This is a genomic window from Sphingopyxis sp. LC81 (genome assembly GCF_000756375.1).
GTDB lineage: Bacteria > Pseudomonadota > Alphaproteobacteria > Sphingomonadales > Sphingomonadaceae > Sphingopyxis.
In genome coordinates this window covers 129,307-152,199 of the sequence record NZ_JNFD01000030.1, presented here as the reverse complement: position 1 = coordinate 152,199, position 22,893 = coordinate 129,307, and the positions used below count along the sequence as shown (strand labels likewise).

The following is a 22,893-nucleotide window of genomic DNA, read 5'->3' as shown; positions in this document are numbered from 1 at the left end:
TGGGAAATGGCCGGCCCTCCAGTGGGTCGGGCCGGCCATCCGGGGGACGCTGTTAGTCGCCGCCGGCGCCGCCGCCGGCACCACCGTTGCCGCCGCTGTCGCCGAAGCTGACAGTGCCGCTCGCCGCGATGTTGGTCGCTGCCTGGGTGTTGGCGTTGATGCCCGTGTTCCAGGCGGCGTTCAGAATGCCGGCATAGGCCGCGAAGGCGCTGCCGGTCACACTGTTGTTGCCGCTCTGATAGCCGACATTCGTGTCGCTGTCGTCTTCACCATCCATGTCGACGACTTCGTCGAGATTCTGGTTGGTGTTGGTCGCGCTCAATGACTGGGTCGCCACAACGAAGCTGTTGCCGTTGAACGAACCATTGCCGTCATTGTCCTGATCGTCATCCGAGAAGGTGTCGGCAGCATTGTCCTGGACGAACAGGTCGATCAGGTCGTTGACGACGACGGTGTCGCTGTTGTTGCCAGAGGCACCGGTCGTGGTGTTGTCATTGTCCTGGTCTTGACCTTGCGCGATCGCAGGTGCGGCCGAGACGGCAAGCGCCAGCGTCGACACCGCCAGCATGACTTTCTTGATCATGGCTACTCTCCTTACAAAAGGGGATGGCGCGCGATGCCGATCGGCATGGCTGATGCGGATCCTCCCCGACTCCGTCCGCATCGGTGCGAACAAGGCGATCATGATCCGCCGCGGCATGACCCGCTTTGCGAATTGGCAATGTCGGGGGCGGAGAAATACCCAGATGATCTCGGTGGGTGGATTTGCTTGGGGCCGGCTCCGCTATGCGACGTCGGCGCGCATCGTCGTTCGCCCCGCTGCATCGCGCGCCCACAATCGCGTCGCATCGCCATCGCGGGCGAGGCAGAGGTCGAAGGGGACGCCGTCGATCAGCGGTGCCTCGGCGCGGAAGCTGAAACGGCGGGGGAGCGCGCCGGGCGCGGTGCGCAAGAAGTGATCCATCAGCAAGGTCGCGATCAGCGGGCCGTGGACGACGAGCCCCGAATAGCCCTCGACACGCTGCGCATAGTCGCGGTCGTAGTGGATGCGGTGGGCGTTGAAGGTGAGCGCCGAATAGCGGAACAGGAGTACCGGATCGGGCGACAGGCGGCGCACCGCGTCGGCGGGCTCGGGTTCGATTGCTGCGGCTGGCACGGGCGCGGGCGCGGTTGTCGCGGGCGCGCGAAAGACGATGTCCTGCTCTTCGCGGATCGCGGCGACGCCGTCCGCCGCAATGTCGTGGCTCAGCGTCACGAACAGGAGGTCGCCGCTCGCGCCGCGCTTGGGTTTGATCGCGTCGATCGTGGTGACGCGGGTCAGCGCGGCGCCGACCGCGACCGGGGAAAGGAAGTCGATGCGGCTGCCCGCCCACATGCGGCGCGGGAGCGGGACGGGCGGGAGCAGGCCTGCGCCGTCGCGGCGCGGGTGGCCGTCCTCGCCGATCACCGACTGACGCGCGGTGGGCAGGAAATAGAGCCAGTGCGCCAGCGGCGGAACGGTGCCGGGCGCCCAGGGCGAAACGTCATGATCGAGCAGCGCGGCAAGGCCTGCGAGCGGCGCCGCGGTCGCGACATCCTCGCGCGTTTCGCTGCGGCCGACCCAGGCGGAATAATCGTCCATCAAAAGCTCTTGGGCAGGCCGAGCGCGTGGGTCGCGACATGGCTCAGGATCAAATTCGTGCTGATCGGCGCGACTTGATAGAGGCGCGTCTCGCGAAACTTGCGCTCGATGTCATATTCCTCGGCGAAGCCGAAGCCGCCGTGCGTCTGGATACACATGTCGGCGGCGTACCAGCTCGCTTCGGACGCGAGCATCTTGGCCATATTGGCTTCGGTCCCGCCATCCTGCCCGTCGTCGAACAGCCGTGCGGCCTTGTCGACCATCTCGGCGGCGGCGGCGATCTGGACATAGGCGCGCGCGATCGGGAACTGGATGCCCTGGTTCGTGCCAATCGCGCGGCCAAAGACCTCGCGGTCCTTCGCATAAGCGGTGGCGCGGTCGATGAAGAAGCGCCCGTCGCCGATACATTCGGACGCGATCAGGATGCGCTCGGCGTTCATGCCCGACAATATGTAGCGAAAACCCTTGCCCTCCTCGCCGATCAAATTCGCGGCGGGGACTTCGAGATCGTCGAAGAAGAGCTCGGTCGTCGCATGGTTGAGCATCGTGCGGACGGGGCGGATCGTCAGGCCCTTGCCCTGCGCCTCGCGCATGTCGACGAGCAGCACGCTCATCCCGTCGGAGGGCTTGGCGCACTCCTCGCGCGGGGTGGTGCGGCAGAGCAGGATCATCAGGTCCGAATGTTCGGCGCGGCTGATCCAGATTTTCTGGCCGTTGACGATATATTTGTCGCCGACCTTACGTGCGAAAGTGCGGATGCGCGTCGTGTCGGTGCCCGCTGTGGGTTCGGTGACGCCGAACGCCTGCAGGCGCAGCTCGCCGCTGGCGATCGCGGGCAGATAGGCCTGTTTCTGCGCCTCCGACCCGTGCTTGAGCAGGGTGCCCATCGTGTACATCTGCGCATGGCACGCGCCGCCGTTGCAACCCGACCGATGGATTTCCTCGAGCACCGCGGTCGCGGCACCGAGCCCGAGGCCCGAGCCGCCATATTGTTCGGGGATGAGGACCGAGAGGAAACCCGCTTCGGTGAGCGTGCGGACGAACTCGATCGGATAGATGCGGTCGCGGTCGAGGCGCTGCCAATATTCGCCGGGGAAATCGGCGCACAGGCGGCGCACCGCCTCGCGGATTTCAGGGTAGCTCGGCGGCTGCGCTTCGGACATCGGCTTCTGGCTCTCCCCTTGTCGTGGGGAGAGCCTTAGGATGCGAAGCTGTTTCGGTGCAACTGAAACAAGCGCTAGATGCTCGGCAGGTCGAGGCCCTTCTCGCGCGCGCAGTCGATCGCGATGTCATAACCCGCGTCGGCGTGGCGCATCACGCCGGTGCCGGGGTCGTTCCACAGCACGCGTTCGAGCCGCTTCGCCGCTTCGGGGGTGCCGTCGGCGACGATCACCATGCCGCTGTGTTGCGAATAGCCCATGCCGACCCCGCCGCCGTGGTGCAGCGACACCCAGGTCGCGCCCGATGCAGTATTGAGCAGCGCGTTGAGCAAAGGCCAGTCGGACACGGCGTCCGACCCGTCGCGCATCGCCTCGGTCTCACGATTGGGCGAGGCGACCGAGCCCGAGTCCAGATGGTCGCGGCCGATGACGATGGGGGCTTTCAATTCGCCCGATGCCACCATTTCGTTGAAGGCAAGGCCGAGCCGGTGACGGTCGCCGAGTCCAACCCAGCAGATGCGCGCGGGCAGGCCCTGAAACTGGATCTTCTCGCGCGCCATGTCGAGCCAGTTGTGGAGGTGCTTATTGTCCGGGAGCAGCTCCTTCACCTTGGCGTCGGTCTTGTAGATATCCTCAGGGTCGCCCGAGAGCGCGACCCAGCGAAAGGGGCCGATGCCGCGGCAGAAGAGCGGGCGGACATAGGCGGGGACGAAGCCCGGGAAGTCGAAGGCATTTTCGACGCCCTCGTCCTTCGCCACCTGACGGATATTATTGCCATAGTCGGTCGTCGGCACACCGGCCGCCTGCAGGTCGAGCATCGCCTGCACATGCACCGCCATCGACGCCTTCGCCGCCTTGGCGACCGCGGCGGGATCGCTCTCGCGCTTCGAGAACCACTCGTCGAGGGTCCAGCCCGCGGGGAGGTAGCCGTTGACCGGGTCATGCGCCGAAGTCTGGTCGGTGAGGAGGTCGGGGCGGATGCCGCGGCGCACCATTTCGGGCAGAATCTCGGCGGCGTTGCCGAGCAGGCCCACCGAGACGGGTTTGCCCTCGGCATGGCTTGCCTCGATCATCGCAATCGCCTCGTCGATGCTCGACGCCTGCTTGTCGAGATAGCCGGTGCGCAGGCGCATCTCGATGCGGCTCGGCTGGCATTCGATCGCGAGGCAGCTCGCGCCCGCCATCACCGCGGCGAGCGGCTGCGCGCCGCCCATGCCGCCGAGACCGGCGGTGAGCAGCCAGCGGCCCGCAAGGCTGCCGCCATAATGCTGGCGGCCCATTTCGACGAAGGTTTCGTAGGTGCCCTGAACGATGCCCTGGCTGCCGATATAGATCCAGCTGCCCGCCGTCATCTGGCCGTACATCATCAGGCCTTTTTTATCGAGCTCGTGGAAATGATCCCAATTCGCCCATTCGGGGACGAGGTTCGAATTGGCGAGCAGCACCCGCGGGGCATTTTCGTGCGTGCGGAAGACGCCGACGGGCTTGCCCGACTGGATCAGCAGGGTTTCGTCGCCCTCGAGCCGCTTCAGCGTCTCGACGATCCGGTCATAGCTGTCCCAGTCGCGCGCGGCGCGGCCGATGCCGCCATAGACGACCAGTTCGTGCGGCGCCTCGGCGACGTCGGGGTGAAGGTTGTTCATCAGCATCCGCATCGGCGCTTCGGTGAGCCAGCTTTTCGCGCTGAGCTCCGGGCCGGTAGCGGGGCGGATCACGCGGCTGTTGTCGAGGCGGGTCATTTCTATCCTTTCGCAAAATCGAGGGTCGCGGCGATCACTTGCTCCAGTATGGGCCGGATCGCGGGATTGGGGTCGAGGGGGGATGGCCAGTTGGTGTGGGTGATCTCGGCCGGCTCGGCCATATAGCCGCGCTGCGCCAGCTCCATCTGGATCGCGTGGATACCGTCGTCGGGACGGCCATAATGGCGCGTCGTCCAGCCGCCCTTGAAGCGGCCGTTGACGACATGGCTCTTACCGCTCGCGGCGCAGATGTTCGCGACGATGGTTTCGAGTTCGGGGGCTGAGGTCGCGCCGCCGTTGGTGCCGATGTTGAACTGCGGCAACTCACCGTCGAACAGGCGCGGGACGTGGCTGCGGATCGAATGCGCGTCGTAGAGGACGACTTTGCCGTGCGCGGCTTTCAGCCGGTCGAGTTCTTCGGTCAGTGCATCATGGTAGGGGCGATGATAGAGGTTCAGCCGCTGCATGATCTCTGCTTCGTCCGGCGTATCAAAGCGATAGATCGGATCACCATCGAAGGTCGTCGTCGGGCACAGCTCGGTCGTCGCCTGTCCCGGGTAGAGCGAGGCGCCCGACGGATCGCGGTTCATGTCGATCACGCTGCGTGAAATGCTGGTCGCTACGAACGTTGCGCCCCGATCGGCAGCGAAGGCGTACAGCTCGGCGATATACCAGTCGGTGTCGATCTGCGCATGCCAGGGCGAAACAAACTGCTCGTCGAGCCCCGCAAGTCCGGTGCCGCCATGCGGGAAGGCGATGACGAGCGGCGCGTCGCCGCGATGGACGCGCAGCCAGTCCATCAGCCGAGGCCCGGCAGGTTCGCCGGAACCGCGGCGACGAGGCTGCTCGAACGCACCAGCGCGGTCGCGGCCTCCATATCGGGATGGAAATGCCGGTCGTCTTCGAGCGTCGGCACTTCGGCACGCAAATGCCTGTGCGCCGCCTCGAGCGCGTCGCTCGATTTCAGCGGCGCGTGGAAGTCGATGCCCTGGCACGCCGCGAGCAGTTCGATCCCGATCACCGCGCTGACATTGTCGGCCATCTCGAGCAGGCGGCGCGCGCCGTGCGCGGCCATCGAGACATGATCCTCCTGATTGGCCGAGGTCGGGATCGAGTCGACGCTGGCGGGGTAGGCGCGCTGCTTATTCTCGCTGACCAGCGCGGCGGCGGTGACCTGCGGGATCATGAAGCCCGAGTTGAGGCCGGGGCGCGGGGTCAGGAAGGCGGGAAGGCCCGAGAGCGCGGGGTCGACGAGCATCGCGATGCGGCGTTCCGAAATCGAACCGATCTCGCACAAAGCCATCGCGATCATGTCGGCAGCGAAGGCGACGGGCTCGGCATGGAAATTGCCGCCCGACAGCGCCTCGTCGGTGTCGGCGAAGATCAGAGGATTGTCCGAGACGCCGTTCGCCTCGATGGCGAGCGTCGTTCCCGCCTGGCGCAGGAGGTCGAGCACCGCGCCCATCACCTGCGGCTGGCAGCGGAGGCAGTACGGGTCCTGCACGCGCGGATCGTCGACGGCGTGCGAGGCGCGGATCGCCGAGCCCGCCATCAGGGTACGCAGCGTGTCACCGACTTCGCGCTGCCCGGCATGGCCGCGCAAGGCGTGGATGCGCGCGTCGAAGGGGGCGTCGGAGCCTTTCGCGGCTTCGGTGGAGAGCGCGCCGGTGATCAGTGCCGAGCGGAAGACGGTCTCTGCACGGAACAGGCCCGTGAGCGCGTTGGCGGTGGAGAATTGGGTGCCGTTGAGGAGCGCGAGACCTTCCTTGGGGCCGAGGTCGAGCGGAGTCAGACCGGCCTCTGCGAGCGCCTCGGCGGCGGGCAGCGTCTTGCCGCCGACTTCGATCGCGCCGACGCCGATCATCGCCGCGGCCATGTGTGACAGTGGCGCAAGGTCGCCGCTCGCGCCGACCGAGCCCTGCGACGGGACGACGGGGGTCAGGCCTTTCGCGAGCATCGCCTCGAGCATCGCGACAGTCTCGCGCTTCACGCCCGAGGCGCCCATGCCGAAGCTGGCGAGCTTGAGCGCCATCATCAGCCGCACGATCGGGACGGGCGAAGGCGCGCCGGTGCCCGCGGCGTGACTGAGCACGATATTGCGCTGGAGGATCGAAAGCTCGTCGTCGGCGATGCGGACGCTCGCGAGCTTTCCGAAGCCGGTGTTGATGCCATAGACGGGCGCACCCTTGGCGACGATCCGCGCGACCGCAGCAGCGCTCGCGTCGATCGCGCTCCATGCATCGGCCCTCAGTTCAGCGCTCGCGCCCTCGTAAATTTCGCGCCAGTCGGCGAGCGTCATGGCGCCGGGGGTGATGATCATTGTCCGTCCTTGATGCGTTGGTGAAGCGGGTTGAAGCCGATGCGATAGACAAGCTCGGCGGGGTCGGTGACGTCCCAGATTGCAAGGTCGCACGCCTTGCCGGCTTCGAGCGTGCCGACTTCTTTGGACAGGCCGAGCGCGGCGGCGGCGTTCACCGTCACGCCGCGCAGCGCCTCGACGACGGTCAGCCCGAACAAAGTCGCGCCCATGTTGAGCATGAGCAGCAGCGAGGTTGTCGGCGAGGTGCCGGGATTATTGTCGGTCGCGAGCGCGATGCGGGTGCCATGGCGACGCATAGCCTCGACCGGCGGCAATTTCGTCTCGCGCATGAAATAATAGGCGCCGGGGAGCAGCACCGCGACCGTGCCCGCCGCGGCCATCGCGCGGACATCGTCGTCGGTCGCATGTTCGAGATGATCGGCCGACAGCGCGCCGTGCAGCGCGGCGAGCGCGCTGCCATGGAGCGCCGACAATTGCTCGGCGTGGAGCTTGACCGCGAGACCATGCGCCTTCGCGGTTTCGATTACGCGCTCGCATTGCGCGGTGGAGAAACCGATGCCTTCGCAAAAGGCGTCGACCGCGGTCGCGAGCGGCGCGGCGGCGGGGATCATCTCGCCCACGACGAGGTCGATATAGGCGTCGCTGTCGCCCTTATATTCGGGGGGCAGCGCGTGCGCTCCGAGGAAGGTTGGTTCGACGCGGATGTTGCGGCGCTCGCCCAGCGCGCGGGCGGCGCGCAGCATCTTGAGTTCGTCGCCGGTAGACAGGCCGTAGCCCGACTTGATCTCGATCGTCGTGACGCCCTCGGCGATAAGCGCGTCGAGGCGGGGGAGGGCGCTATCGACGAGATCGGCTTCGCTCGCCCCGCGCGTCGCGCGCATCGTCGAAACGATGCCGCCGCCCGCGCGCGCGATCTCTTCATAGCTCGCGCCCGCAAGCCGCATCGCCCATTCGTTCGCGCGGTTGCCGCCGTGGACGAGGTGCGTGTGGCAGTCGATCAGGCCGGGGGTGATCAGCCGACCTTCGCAATCGACGACCTTTTGGGCGGTCGCCGGGGCGCCCTTGGCGGGGCCGGCATAGACGATGCGGCCGTCCTTCGCCGCCACGACGCCATCGTCGATCAGGCCGAGTGCATCATCGGCCATCGTTGCGAGTCGGGCGTTCGTCCAGAGCTGCTCCATCTGGACAGTGTCGTTCGAATGCGCCATTATGTCTAGACATAATATTGAGGACGAACGACGATGGCTCTCTGGTTCGAACGCGCGTGGATCGACAGCGAATGGAAAAAGGACGTGCGCCTGCGCATCGCTGACGGCCGGATTTCGGCGGTCGAGGCCGGCGTCGAGGCGGCAGAGGGCGATGATCGTCACCGCGTCGGCTTGCCGGGGCTTTGCAACGTCCACAGCCACGGGTTCCAGCGCGGGATGGCGGGGCTTTCGGAGCGCCGCAGCCGCCCCGACGACAATTTCTGGAGCTGGCGCGAAATCATGTACCGCTTCCTCGACCGGCTCACGCCCGAGGATGTCGCGGTGATCACCGCGCAGGCCTATGCCGAGATGCTGGAGACGGGCTTTACGCGAGTCGGCGAGTTTCACTATCTGCATCACGATCCGGCGGGCGCCACCTATGCCGACCCGGCCGAGATGGCGGGGGCGATTGCGGAGGCGAGCGCCGCGACGGGCATCGGGCTGACCTTGCTTCCGGTTTTCTATGCGCACGGAAATTTCGACGCGGCGCCGCCGAGCCCCGGCCAACGGCGGTTCCTCAATGACATCGACGGCTTTGCCAAGCTTCTCGGGGCTTCGCGGTCGAAGCTGTCGGGCGACGCCAATATGGGGGTCGCGCCGCACTCGCTGCGCGCCGTGACGCCCGAAGAACTGGCCGCGTTGCTGGCGCTCTCGCCGACGGGGCCGGTGCATATCCACGCCGCCGAGCAAGTAAAGGAGGTCGCCGATTGCGTCGCGTGGAGCGGCGCAAGACCGGTCGAATGGTTGCTCGACAATGCCGGGGTCGACGAACGCTGGTGCCTGATCCACTCGACGCATCTTGATGCGAACGAGGTCCAGCGCCTCGCCGCGAGCGGCGCGGTCGCCGGGCTGTGCCCGATCACCGAGGGCAATCTGGGCGACGGCATTTTTCCGGCGGTCGATTACCTCGCCGCGGGCGGGCGCTTCGGGGTCGGCACCGACAGCAATATCCTGGTCGACGCGGCGCAGGAGCTCCGCGCGCTCGAATATTCGCAGCGCTTAGCGCAGCGTGCGCGGGCGTTGCTGGCGAGTGAGGTGGCGCCCTTCGTCGGCGCGAACCTGTTTGCGCGCGCGGTGCAGGGCGGCGCACAGGCGCTCGGTGTGCCTGCAGGGTTGGCCGTCGGTCATGCGGCGGACATCGTTTCGCTCGACCTTGATCACCCCGCCTTCGCGGGCACAGACGATGCGACGCTGCTCGACCGCTGGATTTTCGCGGCGCGCGCGGGTGCGATCGACAGCGTGTGGCGCGCTGGCGTCAAGCGCGTCGAGAAGGGACGCCATGCGGATGCCGACGCGATCGGCGGCGCCTATCGCGCGTGCGTCGCGCGGCTGCTCGCGTGAACCCCGCACGGCGCATCCGCGAAGAGATCGCCGCCTCGATCCAGTCGGGCGAGTGGCGCCCCGGCGACCGCGTGCCGACCGAACAGGAACTCGCGGCACGCTACGGCTGTGCGCGAGCGACGGTGAGCAAGGCGCTTGGCGAACTCGCCGCATCGGGACTGGTCGAACGCCGCCGCAAGGCGGGGACGTTTGTTGCGCATCCGCCGGTCCATTCGGCGGTGATGACTGTGCCCGACCTCGCCGAACTCATCGCGGCGCGGGGCGAAGCCTATCGCTGGGAGCTGGCGTCGATCGAAACCGCCGATGCGGGTGACGATCCGCTCTCGGGTCCGGCGCTGCGCATCGAGGGCGTGCATATGGCGGCGGGCGAACCCTTCGCGCTCGAGCGCCGCTTCATCGCGCTGGGCGAAGTGCCCGAGGCGGCGGACGCGGACTTTGCCAGGGAAGCGCCGGGAACGTGGCTGCTCGGCCATATCCCCTGGACGCAGGCGCGTCATGTGATCCGCGCGGTGAACCCGACGCGCAAGGAAGCGGCGCTGTTGACGATAGGGACGGGCGCCGCCTGCCTTGAGCTCGACCGCACGACGTGGCGCGCGGGGCGCGTCGTCACGCATGTGCGGCAGCTGTTTCGCGGCGACCGCTTCGACCTGGTGGCGGACTTCAACGCCGCGCCGTGACCGTCGTCAGGCGGCACGGATCGAGGGAGCGCCGTCGTCCATCCACGGGGCGAGCCGCTGCCGTCGGACCTGATGCGCGGAAACGCGCTCGCTGACCGTCGCATATCGATTGTCGTCGACCAGCACTTCGGGCGCGATCGCGCGGCAATTGTACGTCGATGCCATCGACGCGCCATAGGCGCCGGCCGCCTGGAAGATCGCAAGATCGCCCTCCTGCACCCGGTCGATCTCGCGCTCTCTTGCAAAGGTGTCGCCGGTTTCGCAGATCGGGCCGACGATATTGGCGACGAAGGTCTCGCCCGTCGGGCGGACCGCGGCGAATTCGTGCCACGCGTCATACATCGCGGGGCGCGCGAGGTCGTTCATCGCCGCATCGACGACGACGAAGGGGTGACGAGGCCCCGGTTTCACCCACAATACGCGCGTCAGGAGGATCCCGGCTTCGGCCGCGATGAAGCGTCCGGGTTCGAAGAGCAATGTCGCGTCCCAGTCGCGCGTGACCTCGGCGACCATCGCGCCATAGGCTTCGACATCGGCGCCGGGCAGGCCGGGGCGATAGGAGACGCCGAGCCCGCCGCCCAGATCGACATGATAGACGCGGTGGCCCTTCTGGCGCAGCGCGCGGATAAGGTCGCCGATCTTGCGATACGCCGCCTCAAGCGGGGCGAGGTCGATGATCTGGCTGCCGATATGCACGGCGAGGCCGTGGAGATCGAGGCCGGGAAGCGCCGCCAGCCGGTCGTACATGGCCAGCGCATCGTCGATCGGGATGCCGAACTTGCTGTCGAGGCGGCCGGTGGTGATCTTGGCATGCGTGCTGGCATCGACGTCGGGGTTGATGCGCAGCAGGGCGGGCGCCCGTCGTCCGCGCTGCGAAGCGAGCGCCGACAGCAACTGTCCCTCGCGTTCGAGTTCGAGGTTGAAGCGGCCGATCCCGGCATCGAGCGCCGCGATGAGTTCGAGCGCGGTCTTGCCGACGCCCGAATAGACGATGTGGTTCGCGGTAATCCCCGCGCTGAGCGCGCAATCGAGCTCGCCGCCCGATACGATGTCGGCGCCGAAGTTCTGATCGGCAAGCACGCGAAGCACCGCCGGCGAGGGGTTCGCCTTGACCGCGAACATCAGCTGCTTGCGCGGCACCTTGCCGAGCGCGGCGCGGAAGCGCTGCGCCGCGTGGCGCAGCGCGCCGGCCGAATAGACATAGGCGGGGGTGCCGACCGCTGCCGCGATCGAGGCGAGGGGAACCGCTTCGGCGTGCATTTCGCCGCCGAGCAAATGGAAAGAGGACATGAAACTAATCCTTGGATGGTGAGGGGTCAGGGTTCTTCCCGACGAGCCCGGCGCGAGGCGCGGATCGCGCCCGGTAGTTCGCGGTGGCGGCTCCGCTCGACGCGCAGCGCGAGCACGGCCTTCTTTCCCGCGAGCACGAGAAGCAGGCCGGCTGCCGCGACGAGGAGGCCGGTAATGCCGACAAGGTCGGCGCCGGCCTCGGTTGCGAGACGCGTCAGGACATAGCCCGCGCCGACGAGCGCGGCCCCGGCGGTGCGCCAGAAAAGGTCACGCTGGGTCATGATCCGCGCTCCGGTTTCGACTTGCGGTCCCACAGGACGGTGTCGGCCGCGGTCCGGGCCAGCGCCTTTAGCTCGCGTGCGTCGGTATCGGACGCCGGGCACAGCAGCAGGTCGGCCGGATATTCGGCCTCTTCGCGCAGGACCTTGTCCATGTCGTCCTGTTCGAAGACGAGGCCGATGGCGGGATCGCCGTGCCGGGCGGCCGCGCGGCGCGCGCTGGCGATCAGGTGCGGATCGGCGTCGATGCCGCGGCCTTCGATCGCGACGAAACCCATCTCACGCGCACGCCGGACGGCGTGCATCAGCAGCTCGCCGGCGCCGCAATCGGCATCGACGATGCGGATCGCGCGGCGCCCGCGTTTGCGCAGGCCCTTGAGCTTGCGAAGCATCGCGGGCCAGCGTCGGTCCTTCTCGGCACGGTCTTGCGCGCCTTGCACCAGCGTTCCCCACCCGCTTGTGGCGGGTGCCATCCAGACGATGCCGGCGGGGGCGATATAGGGATAATGCATGACGAGCCTCCTCAAGCCGCGCGGTCGATCGCGCATTCGTCGGGCCGCAAGGGCTCGAACGAGACGGCGGGGATCAGCGGCCGCAGCGCGGCGACGATCCGTGCCCCCGGAAGGCCGCGGCACTCGGCGCGGGCGAAAGCCCAGGCGGCGGCGTGCGAAATGAACCGGCCTTCGAGCTGTCCTTTGCAGCCTTGAACGAGCCAGTGGCCGGCCGCGTCGCGGCCGACGAATATAATCGACCCTTCTGGGTCGGGCTCCGCGGAAATCGCAGAAATCATGGTGAGATGCTCCTTGGCTACTCAAATCGATGCCCCGAAGATCGGGACTCGATGCGGGCAATCTATTGAGCCGCGCATAGGGATTCGAGATCGAGGAAGGGCGCCGCCCATTGTATTTTCATTTGTTTTCAACAACGGCCCGCTTCGCACTGGCGCTTGTCCTCCCCGGCCCTGGGCAAGGGTGGCCGGGGAGGTGGCGCGGCCGTCGACGGATCGACGGCGCGTGACGCGGATTTTCGGGGCTTGCGGGTGCGGACTTCAACCGCCGGTTCGTTTGGGCGCGGGCGCATCGATCGCCGCCCAGAAACTATCCAGCGACAATGTCCCCCTTATGCGTTTCGATTTGCCGGGCGATGGATTTTCGGCGGCGGGTGTCGGCTGCGATGGCCGGATGGCGCGGCGCTGCTTGCGCGGTTCGAACATTGGCTTTCCCTGAAGTGAAAGACTCTCCGGCCGAGAAGGGGAGACCGGAGAGTTGGGGGCGTTATGCGCCGGCGGCGCATATTTTCTCCAGAGCGGGCGGCCGGTCGCGGCGTTGAGATTTTCCTATGCGGTCGACGCTTGCGGCAGCCGATGGCGCGACGAACCGAGGCTCTGGCGCGCCGCAGTGCAAAAATCGGCAAAATCATATGAGAATACTATGCGGCGCATAGTTTCACTGTCTCGCAATCAAACGCGTGCCTCACCTATTTGGGAGTCCGCAGACGACTCGTGCCACCTCCCGTGGCCGGCGCCTTGCTGGAGCAAAACCCATGCAGGATCTAATCTGGGTCGGCATCATCCTCGCCCTGCTCGCCGCGAGCCTCGGCTACGCGCGCCTGTGCGACGACGCATAAGGACTGATGACCATGACTCTCGACCTCTGGCTCGCGGGAATCACCGCGCTCGGCCTTCTCATCTATCTCGTCGCCGTGCTCGCACGGCCCGAACGCTTCTAAGGGAGGCGAACCCATGACCTTTCAGGGATGGTTTCTCATCATCGCGTTCATCGCTATCCTGCTCTTGCTCTGCAAGCCGATGGGCCAGTGGCTCTTCGCGCTCTACGAAGGGCGGCGGACGCCGCTCCATCGCGTGCTCGGCCCGGTCGAAACGGGCTTTTATCGGCTGTCGGGTATCGACCCCAAGGAAGAGCAGGGATGGCGCCGTTACGCGGTCCACATGCTGATCTTCAACGCGACGCTCGCGCTCTTCACCTATGCGATCCTGCGCCTGCAGGGTGTGCTGCCGCTCAATCCGCTCGGTTATGACGGGACGAGCGCGGATCTCGCGTTCAACACGACGATCAGCTTCACCGCGAACACCAACTGGCAAAGCTATGGCGGCGAATCGACGATGTCGAACCTCAGCCAGATGCTCGGGCTGACGATCCACAACTTTCTGTCGGCTGCGACCGGCATTTCGCTCGCTTTCGCGCTGTTCCGCGGTTTCGCGCGGCGCGAGATGAAGACGATCGGCAATTTCTGGACCGACATGACGCGCGTGACGCTCTATCTGCTGCTGCCGCTCTGCGTCGCCATCGCGATCTTCTATATCGCGAGCGGTGTGCCGCAGACGCTGGCGGGTTCGGTCGATGTGACGACGCTCGAGGGCGTCAAGCAGACGCTGGCACTGGGTCCGGTTGCTTCGCAGGAAGCGATCAAGATGCTCGGCACCAACGGCGGCGGCTTCTTCAATGCCAATTCGGCGCATCCGTTCGAAAATCCGACCGCGCTCACCAACCTCGTCCAGATGCTTTCGATCTTCGCGATCGGCGTCGGGCTGACCTGGACCTTCGGCCGTGCGGTGGGCAACCAGCGCCAGGGCTGGGCGATCCTTGCCGCGATGATGACGCTGTTCGTCGCGGGCACCGCCATCACCTATTGGCAGGAAGCCGCGGGCAATCCGATCCTTCACAATCTTGGCGCCATGGGCGGCAATATGGAAGGCAAGGAGGTTCGCTTCGGCATCGCCCAGACGGCGCTGTTCGCGGTCGTCACCACCGCCGCGTCGTGCGGCGCGGTCAACGGCATGCACGACAGCTTCACCGCGCTCGGCGGGATGATTCCGCTGTTCAACATGCAGCTCGGCGAAGTCGTGATCGGCGGCGTCGGCGCGGGCATCTATGGTTTCCTGCTCTTCGCGATCCTCGCGATCTTCGTCGCCGGGCTGATGGTCGGACGTACCCCCGAATATGTCGGCAAGAAGATCGAGGCGCGCGAGGTCAAGCTCGCGGTGCTCGCGATCGCTGTCCTGCCGCTCATCATCCTCGGCTTCACCGCCATTGCGTCGGTCACCGAGGCGGGGCTGGCGGGGCCGCTCAACAAGGGGCCGCACGGTTTCTCGGAAATCCTCTACGCCTTCACCAGCGCCGTCGCGAACAACGGGTCGGCCTTTGCGGGCCTCACCGCCAACACGCCTTTCTATAACGGCATGCTGGGCGCCGCGATGTGGATCGGCCGTTTCTTCATCATCATCCCCATGCTGGCCATCGCGGGCGGCCTGGCGGCGAAGAAATATACGCCGGAATCGGCGGGCAGCTTCCCGACGACGGGGCCGCTGTGGACGGGCTTGCTCGTCGGCATCGTGCTGATCGTCGGCGGCCTGACCTTCCTGCCCAGCCTCGCGCTCGGTCCCATCGCCGATCATCTCGCGATGATCAACGGCCAGATTTTCTAAGGATTATCGCAAATGGCTCGGCCTCAAACCAAGTCCCTGTTCACGGCAGAGCTGATCGTTCCGGCGATCGGCGACGCCTTCCGCAAACTCAATCCCAAAGAACTGATCCGCAACCCGGTGATGTTCACCACGGCGGTCGTGGCGACCTTGCTGACGGTGCTGCTCGTCGTCGGTCAGGACAGCCTCGCGACGGGCTTCAAGCTCCAGCTCGTGATCTGGCTCTGGCTGACGGTGCTCTTCGGCACCTTCGCCGAAGCGCTCGCCGAAGGGCGCGGCAAGGCACAGGCCGCCTCGCTGCGCGCCACCAAGGCGGAACTGACCGCCAAGCGGCTGAAGGGCGAAGGGAAGGCATGGGACGCCGTGCCAGCAAGCGCGCTCAAGGTCGGCGATGTCGTGCTCGTCGAAACGGGTGACCTGATCCCGTCGGACGGCGAAGTCATCGGCGGCGTCGCGTCGGTCAACGAAGCGGCGATCACCGGCGAAAGCGCGCCGGTGATCCGCGAGGCGGGCGGCGACCGTTCGGCGGTCACCGCGGGCACGCGCGTCATCTCCGACGAAATCCGCGTCCAGGTGACGGTCAATCCGGGGCAGGGCTTCCTCGACCGGATGATTGCGCTCGTCGAAGGCGCCGAGCGGCAGAAGACGCCGAACGAAATCGCGCTGACGCTGCTGCTCGTCGGCCTCACGATCATCTTCCTGATCGCCGTCGGCACGATCCCCAGCTTTGCGAGCTATGCGGGCGGCAGCATCCCCGTCGCGATCCTCGCGGCGCTGCTGATCACGCTCATTCCGACGACGATCGCGGCCTTGCTGTCGGCTATCGGTATCGCAGGCATGGACCGCCTCGTGCGCTTCAACGTGCTGGCCAAGTCGGGACGCGCGGTCGAGGCGGCGGGCGACGTCGACGTCCTGCTGCTCGACAAGACCGGCACGATCACCGTCGGCGACCGGCAGGCGACCGAATTCCGTCCGGTGGGCGGCCAGTCGGTGGCGGTGCTTTCGGAGGCCGCGCTGCTGGCGAGCCTCGCCGACGAAACCCCCGAGGGCCGCTCGATCGTCGCGCTGGCGCGCGAGAAATTCGGCCAGACGATGACGGACTTACCCCAGGGCGCCGAGATCATTCCCTTTACCGCGCAGACCCGCATCTCAGGCATCAAGCTTGCGGGCAGCGTGATCCAGAAGGGCGCGGTGGACTCGGTGCTGAAGGCCAATCCGGGTGCGGAGGCGACCGCCGCCGCGACCGAACTCCGCCGTATCACCGACGAAATCGCGCGCGCAGGCGGCACGCCGCTCGCGGTCGCAAAGGACGGCCAGCTGCTCGGCGCGATCTTCCTGAAAGACATCGTCAAGGCAGGCATTCGCGAGCGATTTGGCGAACTGCGCGCGATGGGCATCCGCACGGTGATGATCACCGGCGACAATCCGCTCACCGCCGCGGCGATCGCCGCCGAGGCTGGGGTCGACGATTTCCTCGCGCAAGCAACGCCCGAGGACAAGCTCGAGCTGATCCGCAAGGAACAGCAGGGCGGGCGGCTCGTCGCGATGTGCGGCGACGGCACCAATGACGCTCCGGCGCTCGCGCAGGCCGACGTCGGCGTCGCGATGAACACCGGGACGCAGGCGGCGCGCGAGGCGGGCAATATGGTCGATCTCGACAGCGACCCGACCAAGCTGATCGAGGTGGTCGGCCTCGGCAAGCAGCTGTTGATGACGCGCGGGGCGCTGACGACCTTCTCGGTCGCCAACGACGTCGCCAAATATTTCGCGATCATCCCCGCGATGTTCATCGTGCTCTATCCGAGCCTCGGCGTGCTTAACGTGATGGGACTAACCAGCCCCGAGAGCGCGATCCTGTCGGCGATCATCTTCAACGCGCTGATCATCCCGATGCTCGTTCCGCTCGCATTGAAGGGCGTGACCTATCGCCCGATGGGCGCGGGGCCGCTGCTCGCACGCAATCTCGCCGTCTATGGCCTTGGCGGCCTTGTGGCACCTTTTGTCGGCATCAAGCTGATCGACCTCGCGGTCGGCGGCCTGGGTCTCGTCTGAGGATATTACAATGAACAAGGATCTCATCACCTCGTTGCGTCCGGCGCTCGTTATGACGCTGCTCTTCGCAGCTCTCCTCGGGCTCGCTTACCCGCTGGCGCTCACCGGCATCGGGCAGGCGCTGTTCCCGAACCAGGCGAACGGCAGCCTCGTCCGCGACAATGGCAAGGTCGTCGGCTCGACCGTCGTCGGGCAGGCTTTCGCGTCGGAACGCTATTTCAACACGCGTCCTTCGGCGGCGGGTGACGGCTATGACGGGCTTGCCTCGTCGGGGTCGAACCTCGGGCCGACGTCGCAGGCGCTCGTCGACCGGGTCAAGGGCGATGTCGAGAAATTGAAGACCGCCGAACCCGGCAAGGCCGTCCCGTCGGACATGGTGACCGCCTCGGGTTCGGGGCTCGACCCCGACATCACGCCCGAGGCCGCGCTCTATCAGGTCGACCGCGTTGCAAAGGCTCGCGGGCTCGATGCGGCGGCGGTTCGCGGGCTCGTCGAACAGAGCGTCGACAAGCCGCTGCTCGGCTTTCTTGGCGAGCCGCGCGTCAATGTGTTCAAGCTCAATCGACGGCTCGATGCTTTTGGGGCTAAACCCGCCGCGTGACAGGAAATGATCGACCATCTCCCGAAGCCTTTCTGCGCCAGGCGGCGCAGGAAGGCCGTGGCCGTCTGAAAGTGTTTCTCGGCGCCGCGCCCGGCGTCGGCAAGACGTGGGAAATGCTCACCGATGGCCGGCAACGGCGCGAGGCCGGGGTCGATGTCGTGGTCGGGGTCGTCGAGACGCACGGCCGGCGCGAGACCGAGGCGCTGGTTCACGGCCACGAGATCATCGCGCGCCGCGACGTCGATCATCAGGGCCATAGCCTGGGCGAAATGGACATCGACGCGATTCTCGAACGCCGCCCCGCGCTCGTCCTCGTCGACGAGCTTGCGCACACCAACGCGCCGGGCAGCCGGCATCCCAAGCGCTATCAGGATGTCGAGGAACTGCTCGATGCGGGCATCGACGTCTATTCGACGATCAATATCCAGCACGTCGAGAGCCTCAACGACGTCGTCGCCTCCTTCACCCGCGTCCGCGTCCGCGAAACGGTGCCCGACTCGATCCTCGAAAATGCCGAGATCGAGGTGGTCGACATCCCGCCCGACGAACTGATCGAGCGGCTGCGCGAGGGCAAGGTCTATATCCCGCAGGAAGCGACGCGCGCGCTCACCCACTTCTTCTCCAAATCGAACCTGACCGCGCTGCGCGAACTCGCGCTGCGCCGCGCCGCGCAGGCGGTCGATGCGCAGATGCTCGAACATGTGCGCAGCCATGCGCTCGCGGGCAGCTTTGCTGTTGGCGAGCGGATTGTCGTTGCGGTCAGCGAACTGCCAGTCGCCGCCGAACTTGTCCGCGCGGGCAAGCGGCTCGCCGATGCGCTGAGGGCGCCGTGGACCGCGGTCTATATCGAGACGCGGCGCAGCCAGCATATGACGGACGCCGATCGCCGGCAGCTCGCCGACACGCTTGCGCTGGCGTCGCGGCTCGGCGCCTCGACCGCGACCGTTCCGGCGGAGAGCGTGGTCAAAGGGCTGCGCAGCTTCGCCAGCGATGCGCGCGCGACGCAGATCGTCATCGGCAAGTCGAGCCGGCCGTGGTGGTTCGAAATGCGCCACGGGTCGGTCGTCGACCAGCTGGTGCGGACGATCGACGATGTCGCGGTGCATGTGCTGCCCGGCGAGCCCGGTGCGCAACTGACCCGGCGCGGCCGGCTGATGGTTCCGGGGCGCTGGGGCAAACCTTCGGACTATCTCTGGTCGCTGGCGATGGTCGCGGCGATGACGGCGCTCGGCCGTCTTCTGCTCGCCGTTATCGATCTCGGCAATATCGCGTTGCTCTATCTGCTCCCGGTCATGTTCGCCGCAGCGACCTTCGGGCTGCGCGCCGGCTTGTTTGCCGGGCTCGCTTCCAGCCTGGCCTATAATTTCTTCTTCCTGCCGCCGGTCGGGACGCTCAGCGTCAACAATCCCGAAAATGTCGTCAGCATCCTCGTGCTGCTCGGCGTCGCCGTGGTGACCAGCCAGTTTGCGGCGCGCGTGCGCGCGCAGGCCGATCTGGCGCAATGGAGCGCCCGCCAGAATGCGGCGCTCGCGAGCTTCTCGCGGCAGCTGACCGCGGCGCCCGATCAGGACACGCTGATGCACGCGATCTGCGCCGAGGTCGGACGGCTGCTCGATGTCCGCACCGCGCTGCTGCTGCCGTCGGCCGACGGCCCGATGCTGCGCGCCGCGGTTCCGCCCGAAGACCGGCTCGAGCAGATCGAGCGCGCGGCGGCGCAGTGGGCGATGGACAATGAACAGCCGGCCGGGCGCGGGTCGTCGACGCTCACCGCGTCGGACTGGCTGTTCCATCCCTTGCGCACGACGCGCGGCGTGCTCGGTGTGCTTGGCATGACGCGCGACGACGCGCGCGAGCCCGTCCGCTCGGATCAGGTGCCGCTGTTGATGAGCCTGCTCGATCAGGCGTCGATCGCGCTCGACCGCATGGAGCTTGAGGAAGAATCGCTTCGCACGCGGCAGGTCGACGAACGCGACCGGCTGCGCTCGGCGTTGCTGTCGTCGGTCAGCCACGACCTGCGAACCCCGCTCACCACGATCCTCTCGGCCGCGCAGGAAATCCGGCGCAATCCCTCGGCGCTGCTGGCCGAGACGATCGAGACCGAGGCGCTTCGCCTCAACCGTTTCGTGTCGAACCTGCTCGATATGGCGCGTGTCGAGGCGGGTGCGCTGCCGATGAAGGTCGAGGCGACCGACCTGTTCGATGCCGCCGCCAGCGCGGCGCACGATACGCGCGCGTCGCTGCTGGGGCATGAGGTCAAGGTCGATATTTCGCCCAATATTCCGCTGGTGCGCGTCGATCCGGTGCTGCTTCACCATTGCCTGATCAATCTGCTCGACAATGCCGGGCGCTACGCCGACCCCGGCACCCCCATCGTCATTCGGGCCCGCCGCGCCGCCGATGCCATATCGATGTCGATCATCGATCAGGGGCCGGGGATCGCGCCCGGGAACGAGAAGCGCGTCTTCGAAACCTTCACGCGGCTCGAGGGCAGCGATCGCGCGAAACACGGCACCGGCCTCGGGCTCGCCATCGTCAAGGGATTTGCCGAGGCGATGGGGCTGTCGGTCGAGGCGAGCAACAATGAAGATCCGCACGGCGCCTGCTTCACCATTCGCATCCCCGAGCGGCTGATCATCACGCATCTGGGCGACAAGGAACAACCATGAAAGTGCGTCACAAGGTCTTGGTCGTGGACGACGAGCTGCATATCCGCCGCCTGATCCATGCCGCGCTGGCGCGCGCCGACTATGCGATCGTCGAGGCCGAGAATGCCCGCGAAGCGCTCGAAATGCTTCGCGACGAGCGCCCCGATATCGTGCTGCTCGATCTGGGCCTGCCCGATCGCGACGGGCTGGAGCTCGTGCCGCTCGTCAAGCAGCAGTCGGACACGACATTGATCGTCGTCTCGGCGCGCGAGGCGACCGACCAGAAGGTTGCCGCGCTCGATCTTGGCGCCGACGACTATCTGACCAAACCCTTCGACACCGACGAATTGCTCGCGCGCGTGCGCGTTGCGCTCCGCAACCGCATGACCCGCGACGGCGGAATGCTGGCGGTGACCGCGGGTGAAGTGACGATCGACCTGATCGCGCGCACCGTCGTCAAGGCGGGCCGCGAGGTCCATCTGACGCCTAAGGAATATGCGGTGCTGGCGCAGCTCGCGCGGCACCCGGGGCGCGTCATCACGCACAACCAGATCATGGCGCAGGTCTGGCCGCACGAGGTCGAGCATCATGTCGAATATCTGCGCGTCCTCGTCCGCACCCTGCGCCAGAAGCTGGAGAGCGATCCGCAACAACCGCAGATCATCAGCAACGAACTCGGAATCGGCTATCGCCTGCGATCGGTCAGCGACGCGCCGGGCGACGAAGCCGGGCAGGGGCATTAAATCGCGCAGATTCTATGCCGATCATATGGAGTTCGGGCTGACCTGCTCTCGATTTAAAATGGCGCGAGCGCCTATCTAATCCCGATGACAGGCGACGATTTCAAGAACCATCCAGGTGCCGCGCGGCCGTCGCGGCACGACCGGGTCATCGACTGGCTGGGCGCGCAAGGGCCGTCGGCGCTCACGATCTATATGTGCGCCATGGTGGCTCTGGTCGCCTTTATTGTCGACAAGATGGGCTAAGGCGCAACTCTGCCCGCGAGCCGCTGAATTATACGCAATCTCAATGCGCCCTTCGGTTTCTCGATCTCGAATTTCTACGCGATGATGCGTAATTGGTCGGCCTCCCTGCTGGAGGTTGCACGATGAAGAAATGGCATGAAAACCGCGCCGCCGATATCGGCCTGCGCGCAGGGGGCGCCGCCCTGCTCGGTATCGGCTGGCTGCTTGCCCTGAGGCTCCATCACATGGCCCAGACGATCGGACCGCGCGATGCGAGTTCGCTGATGATCCTGTTGTCGGCGGTGACCTTCCTCTGCGCGAGCGCCGGAAGCGCCCTGCTGTTTGTCGGCGCGGGCCTTTGGGAGAGTGTTGAGGTTTCGGCGCGATGGAAACGCGTGCCTCCGCTCGCTTCCAACGCGTCGTTTGCCGTCGAACGCGATCCGGGGAATGATGTCGAGCCGGCAACGCACAGTCGATCGGTCGCATAACGAAAACACTATGCAATTGATCGCCCGCCACTCTCGATTTCCAATGCCGCGCTGATCTAGTTGGGCGTCCTCGCCAGCCTCCCCACTCCGGAAAGAGGCCAGTTCAAGAGGACAATATGAAGACCATTATCTCAGCCGCCGCGCTTCTCGCGGGACTTTCTCCGGCCGCCGCTTTCGCACAGGACGACGAGGCAAAATCCGTCACGATCACGGGGGCCGCGACCATCGCGTCCGATTACCGTTTCCGCGGTGTCTCGCAGTCCGACGAGGGAATGGCCGTTCAGGGCGGCCTGACGCTGACCCATCAAAGCGGCCTTTATGCGGGCGTTTGGGCGTCGAACCTCGCCGGATGGGGTACGTTCGGGGGCGCCAATATGGAACTCGATCTGATCGGCGGTTACAAATTGCCGCTGAGCGACAAGGCCGCGCTCGACGTCGGCCTCGTCTGGTACATGTACCCGGGCGGCGCCGATGAATCCGATTTCGCCGAACCCTATGTGAAGCTGACGGGAACCGTCGGACCCGCGGCCCTGACTGCGGGGGCCGCCTATGCGCCCAAGCAACATGCGCTCGCCAATGTGTCGAACGCGCCGAACAGCCGCGGGCAGAGCGACGATAACCTCTATCTGTGGGGCGACGGCGCGGTCGCCATTCCCGGCACCCCGTTCACGGCAAAGGCGCATGTCGGCCATTCGGACGGCAATCCCGGCCTCGGCCCCAACGGCACCAGCGTTGCCCCGACGGGCAGCTACTGGGACTGGTCGCTCGGTATGGACGCCAGCTGGCGCAACCTGACGCTGGGCGTGTCCTATATCGATACGAACATCAGCAAGGCCGAGGCGGCGCGCCTGCAACCCAATTTCAGCAAGGGTGGGGACGGGACCGGTTCGATTGCCGACGCCGCGGTGGTGGCCAGCCTGACCGCAGCCTTCTGATATGCGAACGGCTCGGGCGGCCGCGCTGCCCGAGCCGTTCGTCGCGGCTACCCGATGGCCGCCGCACGGATCATCCTGTATCCGGCACGTGC

At 66.5% G+C, this 22,893-nt stretch carries 23 protein-coding genes; 11 read left to right on the top strand and 12 right to left on the bottom strand.

Translation table 11 applies throughout. The features are described 5' to 3' along the window. Nucleotides 1–52: 52 nt before the first annotated feature. The 7 genes from FG91_RS15305 to hutI form a co-directional block, all read right to left on the bottom strand. A complete protein-coding gene (locus FG91_RS15305) occupies nt 53–583 on the bottom strand; it encodes a hypothetical protein (RefSeq protein ID WP_037516455.1) in 531 nt (176 codons plus the stop codon). Nucleotides 584–784: 201 nt separating this feature from the next. Further along, nucleotides 785–1,621: an FAS1-like dehydratase domain-containing protein gene (locus FG91_RS15300; protein WP_037516453.1), complete on the bottom strand. Its 837-nt coding sequence runs from the start codon at nt 1,619–1,621 to the stop codon at nt 785–787. After that, the gene (locus FG91_RS15295) at nt 1,621–2,784 is read right to left on the bottom strand and encodes an acyl-CoA dehydrogenase family protein (protein ID WP_037516451.1); all 1,164 of its coding nucleotides are present in this window, start codon (nt 2,782–2,784) and stop codon (nt 1,621–1,623) included. The genes FG91_RS15300 and FG91_RS15295 overlap by 1 nt, the downstream gene beginning before the upstream one ends. A 74-nt stretch (nt 2,785–2,858) precedes the next feature. Next, entirely contained in the window at nt 2,859–4,520 is a 1,662-nt protein-coding gene (gene hutU, locus FG91_RS15290) for a urocanate hydratase (RefSeq protein WP_037516449.1), read from the bottom strand. Nucleotides 4,521–4,522: 2 nt separating this feature from the next. Beyond that, nucleotides 4,523–5,320: an N-formylglutamate deformylase gene (hutG, locus tag FG91_RS15285; RefSeq protein ID WP_037516447.1), complete on the bottom strand. Its 798-nt coding sequence runs from the start codon at nt 5,318–5,320 to the stop codon at nt 4,523–4,525. Then, a complete protein-coding gene (gene hutH, locus FG91_RS15280) occupies nt 5,320–6,840 on the bottom strand; it encodes a histidine ammonia-lyase (protein ID WP_037516446.1) in 1,521 nt (506 codons plus the stop codon). Before hutH ends, hutG begins: the two co-directional genes overlap by 1 nt. Next, nucleotides 6,837–8,048 carry an imidazolonepropionase gene (gene hutI, locus FG91_RS15275; RefSeq protein WP_037516444.1) on the bottom strand — a complete coding sequence of 404 codons (1,212 nt, stop codon included), beginning with the start codon at nt 8,046–8,048 and terminating at the stop codon, nt 6,837–6,839. Before hutI ends, hutH begins: the two co-directional genes overlap by 4 nt. A gap of 33 nt (nt 8,049–8,081) precedes the next feature. On the opposite strand from hutI, the gene FG91_RS15270 reads away from it, so the two are divergent. Both FG91_RS15270 and FG91_RS15265 read left to right on the top strand, forming a co-directional pair. Beyond that, on the top strand, nt 8,082–9,428 hold the full coding sequence (locus tag FG91_RS15270; protein WP_037516442.1) for a formimidoylglutamate deiminase: 1,347 nt from the start codon (nt 8,082–8,084) through the stop codon (nt 9,426–9,428). Next, nucleotides 9,425–10,105 (top strand): UTRA domain-containing protein, encoded by a 681-nt coding sequence (locus FG91_RS15265; protein WP_037516439.1) that lies wholly within the window; start codon nt 9,425–9,427, stop codon nt 10,103–10,105. The genes FG91_RS15270 and FG91_RS15265 overlap by 4 nt, the downstream gene beginning before the upstream one ends. A gap of 6 nt (nt 10,106–10,111) precedes the next feature. Here FG91_RS15265 and lysA read toward each other — a convergent pair whose 3' ends face one another. The 5 genes from lysA to FG91_RS22070 form a co-directional block, all read right to left on the bottom strand. After that, entirely contained in the window at nt 10,112–11,395 is a 1,284-nt protein-coding gene (gene lysA / locus FG91_RS15260) for a diaminopimelate decarboxylase (protein ID WP_037516437.1), read from the bottom strand. 26 nt (nt 11,396–11,421) lie between these two features. Then, entirely contained in the window at nt 11,422–11,676 is a 255-nt protein-coding gene (locus FG91_RS15255; RefSeq protein ID WP_037516435.1) for a hypothetical protein, read from the bottom strand. Then, nucleotides 11,673–12,185 carry a hypothetical protein gene (locus FG91_RS15250; RefSeq protein WP_052187693.1) on the bottom strand — a complete coding sequence of 171 codons (513 nt, stop codon included), beginning with the start codon at nt 12,183–12,185 and terminating at the stop codon, nt 11,673–11,675. The genes FG91_RS15255 and FG91_RS15250 overlap by 4 nt, the downstream gene beginning before the upstream one ends. Nucleotides 12,186–12,196: 11 nt before the next feature. Next, nucleotides 12,197–12,463 carry a hypothetical protein gene (locus FG91_RS15245; RefSeq protein WP_037516434.1) on the bottom strand — a complete coding sequence of 89 codons (267 nt, stop codon included), beginning with the start codon at nt 12,461–12,463 and terminating at the stop codon, nt 12,197–12,199. A 258-nt stretch (nt 12,464–12,721) separates the two neighbouring features. Further along, nucleotides 12,722–12,886 (bottom strand): hypothetical protein, encoded by a 165-nt coding sequence (locus FG91_RS22070; protein WP_161785668.1) that lies wholly within the window; start codon nt 12,884–12,886, stop codon nt 12,722–12,724. A gap of 425 nt (nt 12,887–13,311) precedes the next feature. On the opposite strand from FG91_RS22070, the gene kdpF reads away from it, so the two are divergent. The 9 genes from kdpF (at nt 13,312) to FG91_RS15205 (ending at nt 22,801) form a co-directional block, all read left to right on the top strand. Further along, nucleotides 13,312–13,401, top strand: coding sequence for a K(+)-transporting ATPase subunit F (gene kdpF, locus FG91_RS15240; RefSeq protein ID WP_037516526.1), 90 nt, complete (start codon nt 13,312–13,314; stop codon nt 13,399–13,401). Nucleotides 13,402–13,414: 13 nt separating this feature from the next. After that, nucleotides 13,415–15,118 carry a potassium-transporting ATPase subunit KdpA gene (gene kdpA / locus FG91_RS15235; RefSeq protein ID WP_037516433.1) on the top strand — a complete coding sequence of 568 codons (1,704 nt, stop codon included), beginning with the start codon at nt 13,415–13,417 and terminating at the stop codon, nt 15,116–15,118. Nucleotides 15,119–15,130: 12 nt separating this feature from the next. Next, the gene (gene kdpB / locus FG91_RS15230; RefSeq protein ID WP_037516431.1) at nt 15,131–17,167 is read left to right on the top strand and encodes a potassium-transporting ATPase subunit KdpB; all 2,037 of its coding nucleotides are present in this window, start codon (nt 15,131–15,133) and stop codon (nt 17,165–17,167) included. A 10-nt stretch (nt 17,168–17,177) separates the two neighbouring features. Then, nucleotides 17,178–17,768 carry a potassium-transporting ATPase subunit KdpC gene (gene kdpC / locus FG91_RS15225; protein WP_037516429.1) on the top strand — a complete coding sequence of 197 codons (591 nt, stop codon included), beginning with the start codon at nt 17,178–17,180 and terminating at the stop codon, nt 17,766–17,768. Continuing rightward, on the top strand, nt 17,765–20,434 hold the full coding sequence (locus FG91_RS15220) for a sensor histidine kinase (protein WP_037516427.1): 2,670 nt from the start codon (nt 17,765–17,767) through the stop codon (nt 20,432–20,434). The genes kdpC and FG91_RS15220 overlap by 4 nt, the downstream gene beginning before the upstream one ends. Further along, nucleotides 20,431–21,156: a response regulator gene (locus FG91_RS15215; RefSeq protein WP_037516425.1), complete on the top strand. Its 726-nt coding sequence runs from the start codon at nt 20,431–20,433 to the stop codon at nt 21,154–21,156. The genes FG91_RS15220 and FG91_RS15215 overlap by 4 nt, the downstream gene beginning before the upstream one ends. Nucleotides 21,157–21,240: 84 nt before the next feature. Next, complete coding sequence (locus FG91_RS22065) at nt 21,241–21,399, top strand: hypothetical protein (RefSeq protein ID WP_161785667.1); 159 nt, start codon at nt 21,241–21,243, stop codon at nt 21,397–21,399. A gap of 122 nt (nt 21,400–21,521) precedes the next feature. Further along, nucleotides 21,522–21,866, top strand: coding sequence for a hypothetical protein (locus FG91_RS15210; RefSeq protein ID WP_052187689.1), 345 nt, complete (start codon nt 21,522–21,524; stop codon nt 21,864–21,866). A 116-nt stretch (nt 21,867–21,982) separates the two neighbouring features. Continuing rightward, nucleotides 21,983–22,801: a TorF family putative porin gene (locus FG91_RS15205; protein WP_052187687.1), complete on the top strand. Its 819-nt coding sequence runs from the start codon at nt 21,983–21,985 to the stop codon at nt 22,799–22,801. The last annotated feature ends 92 nt before the right edge of the window (nt 22,802–22,893 follow it).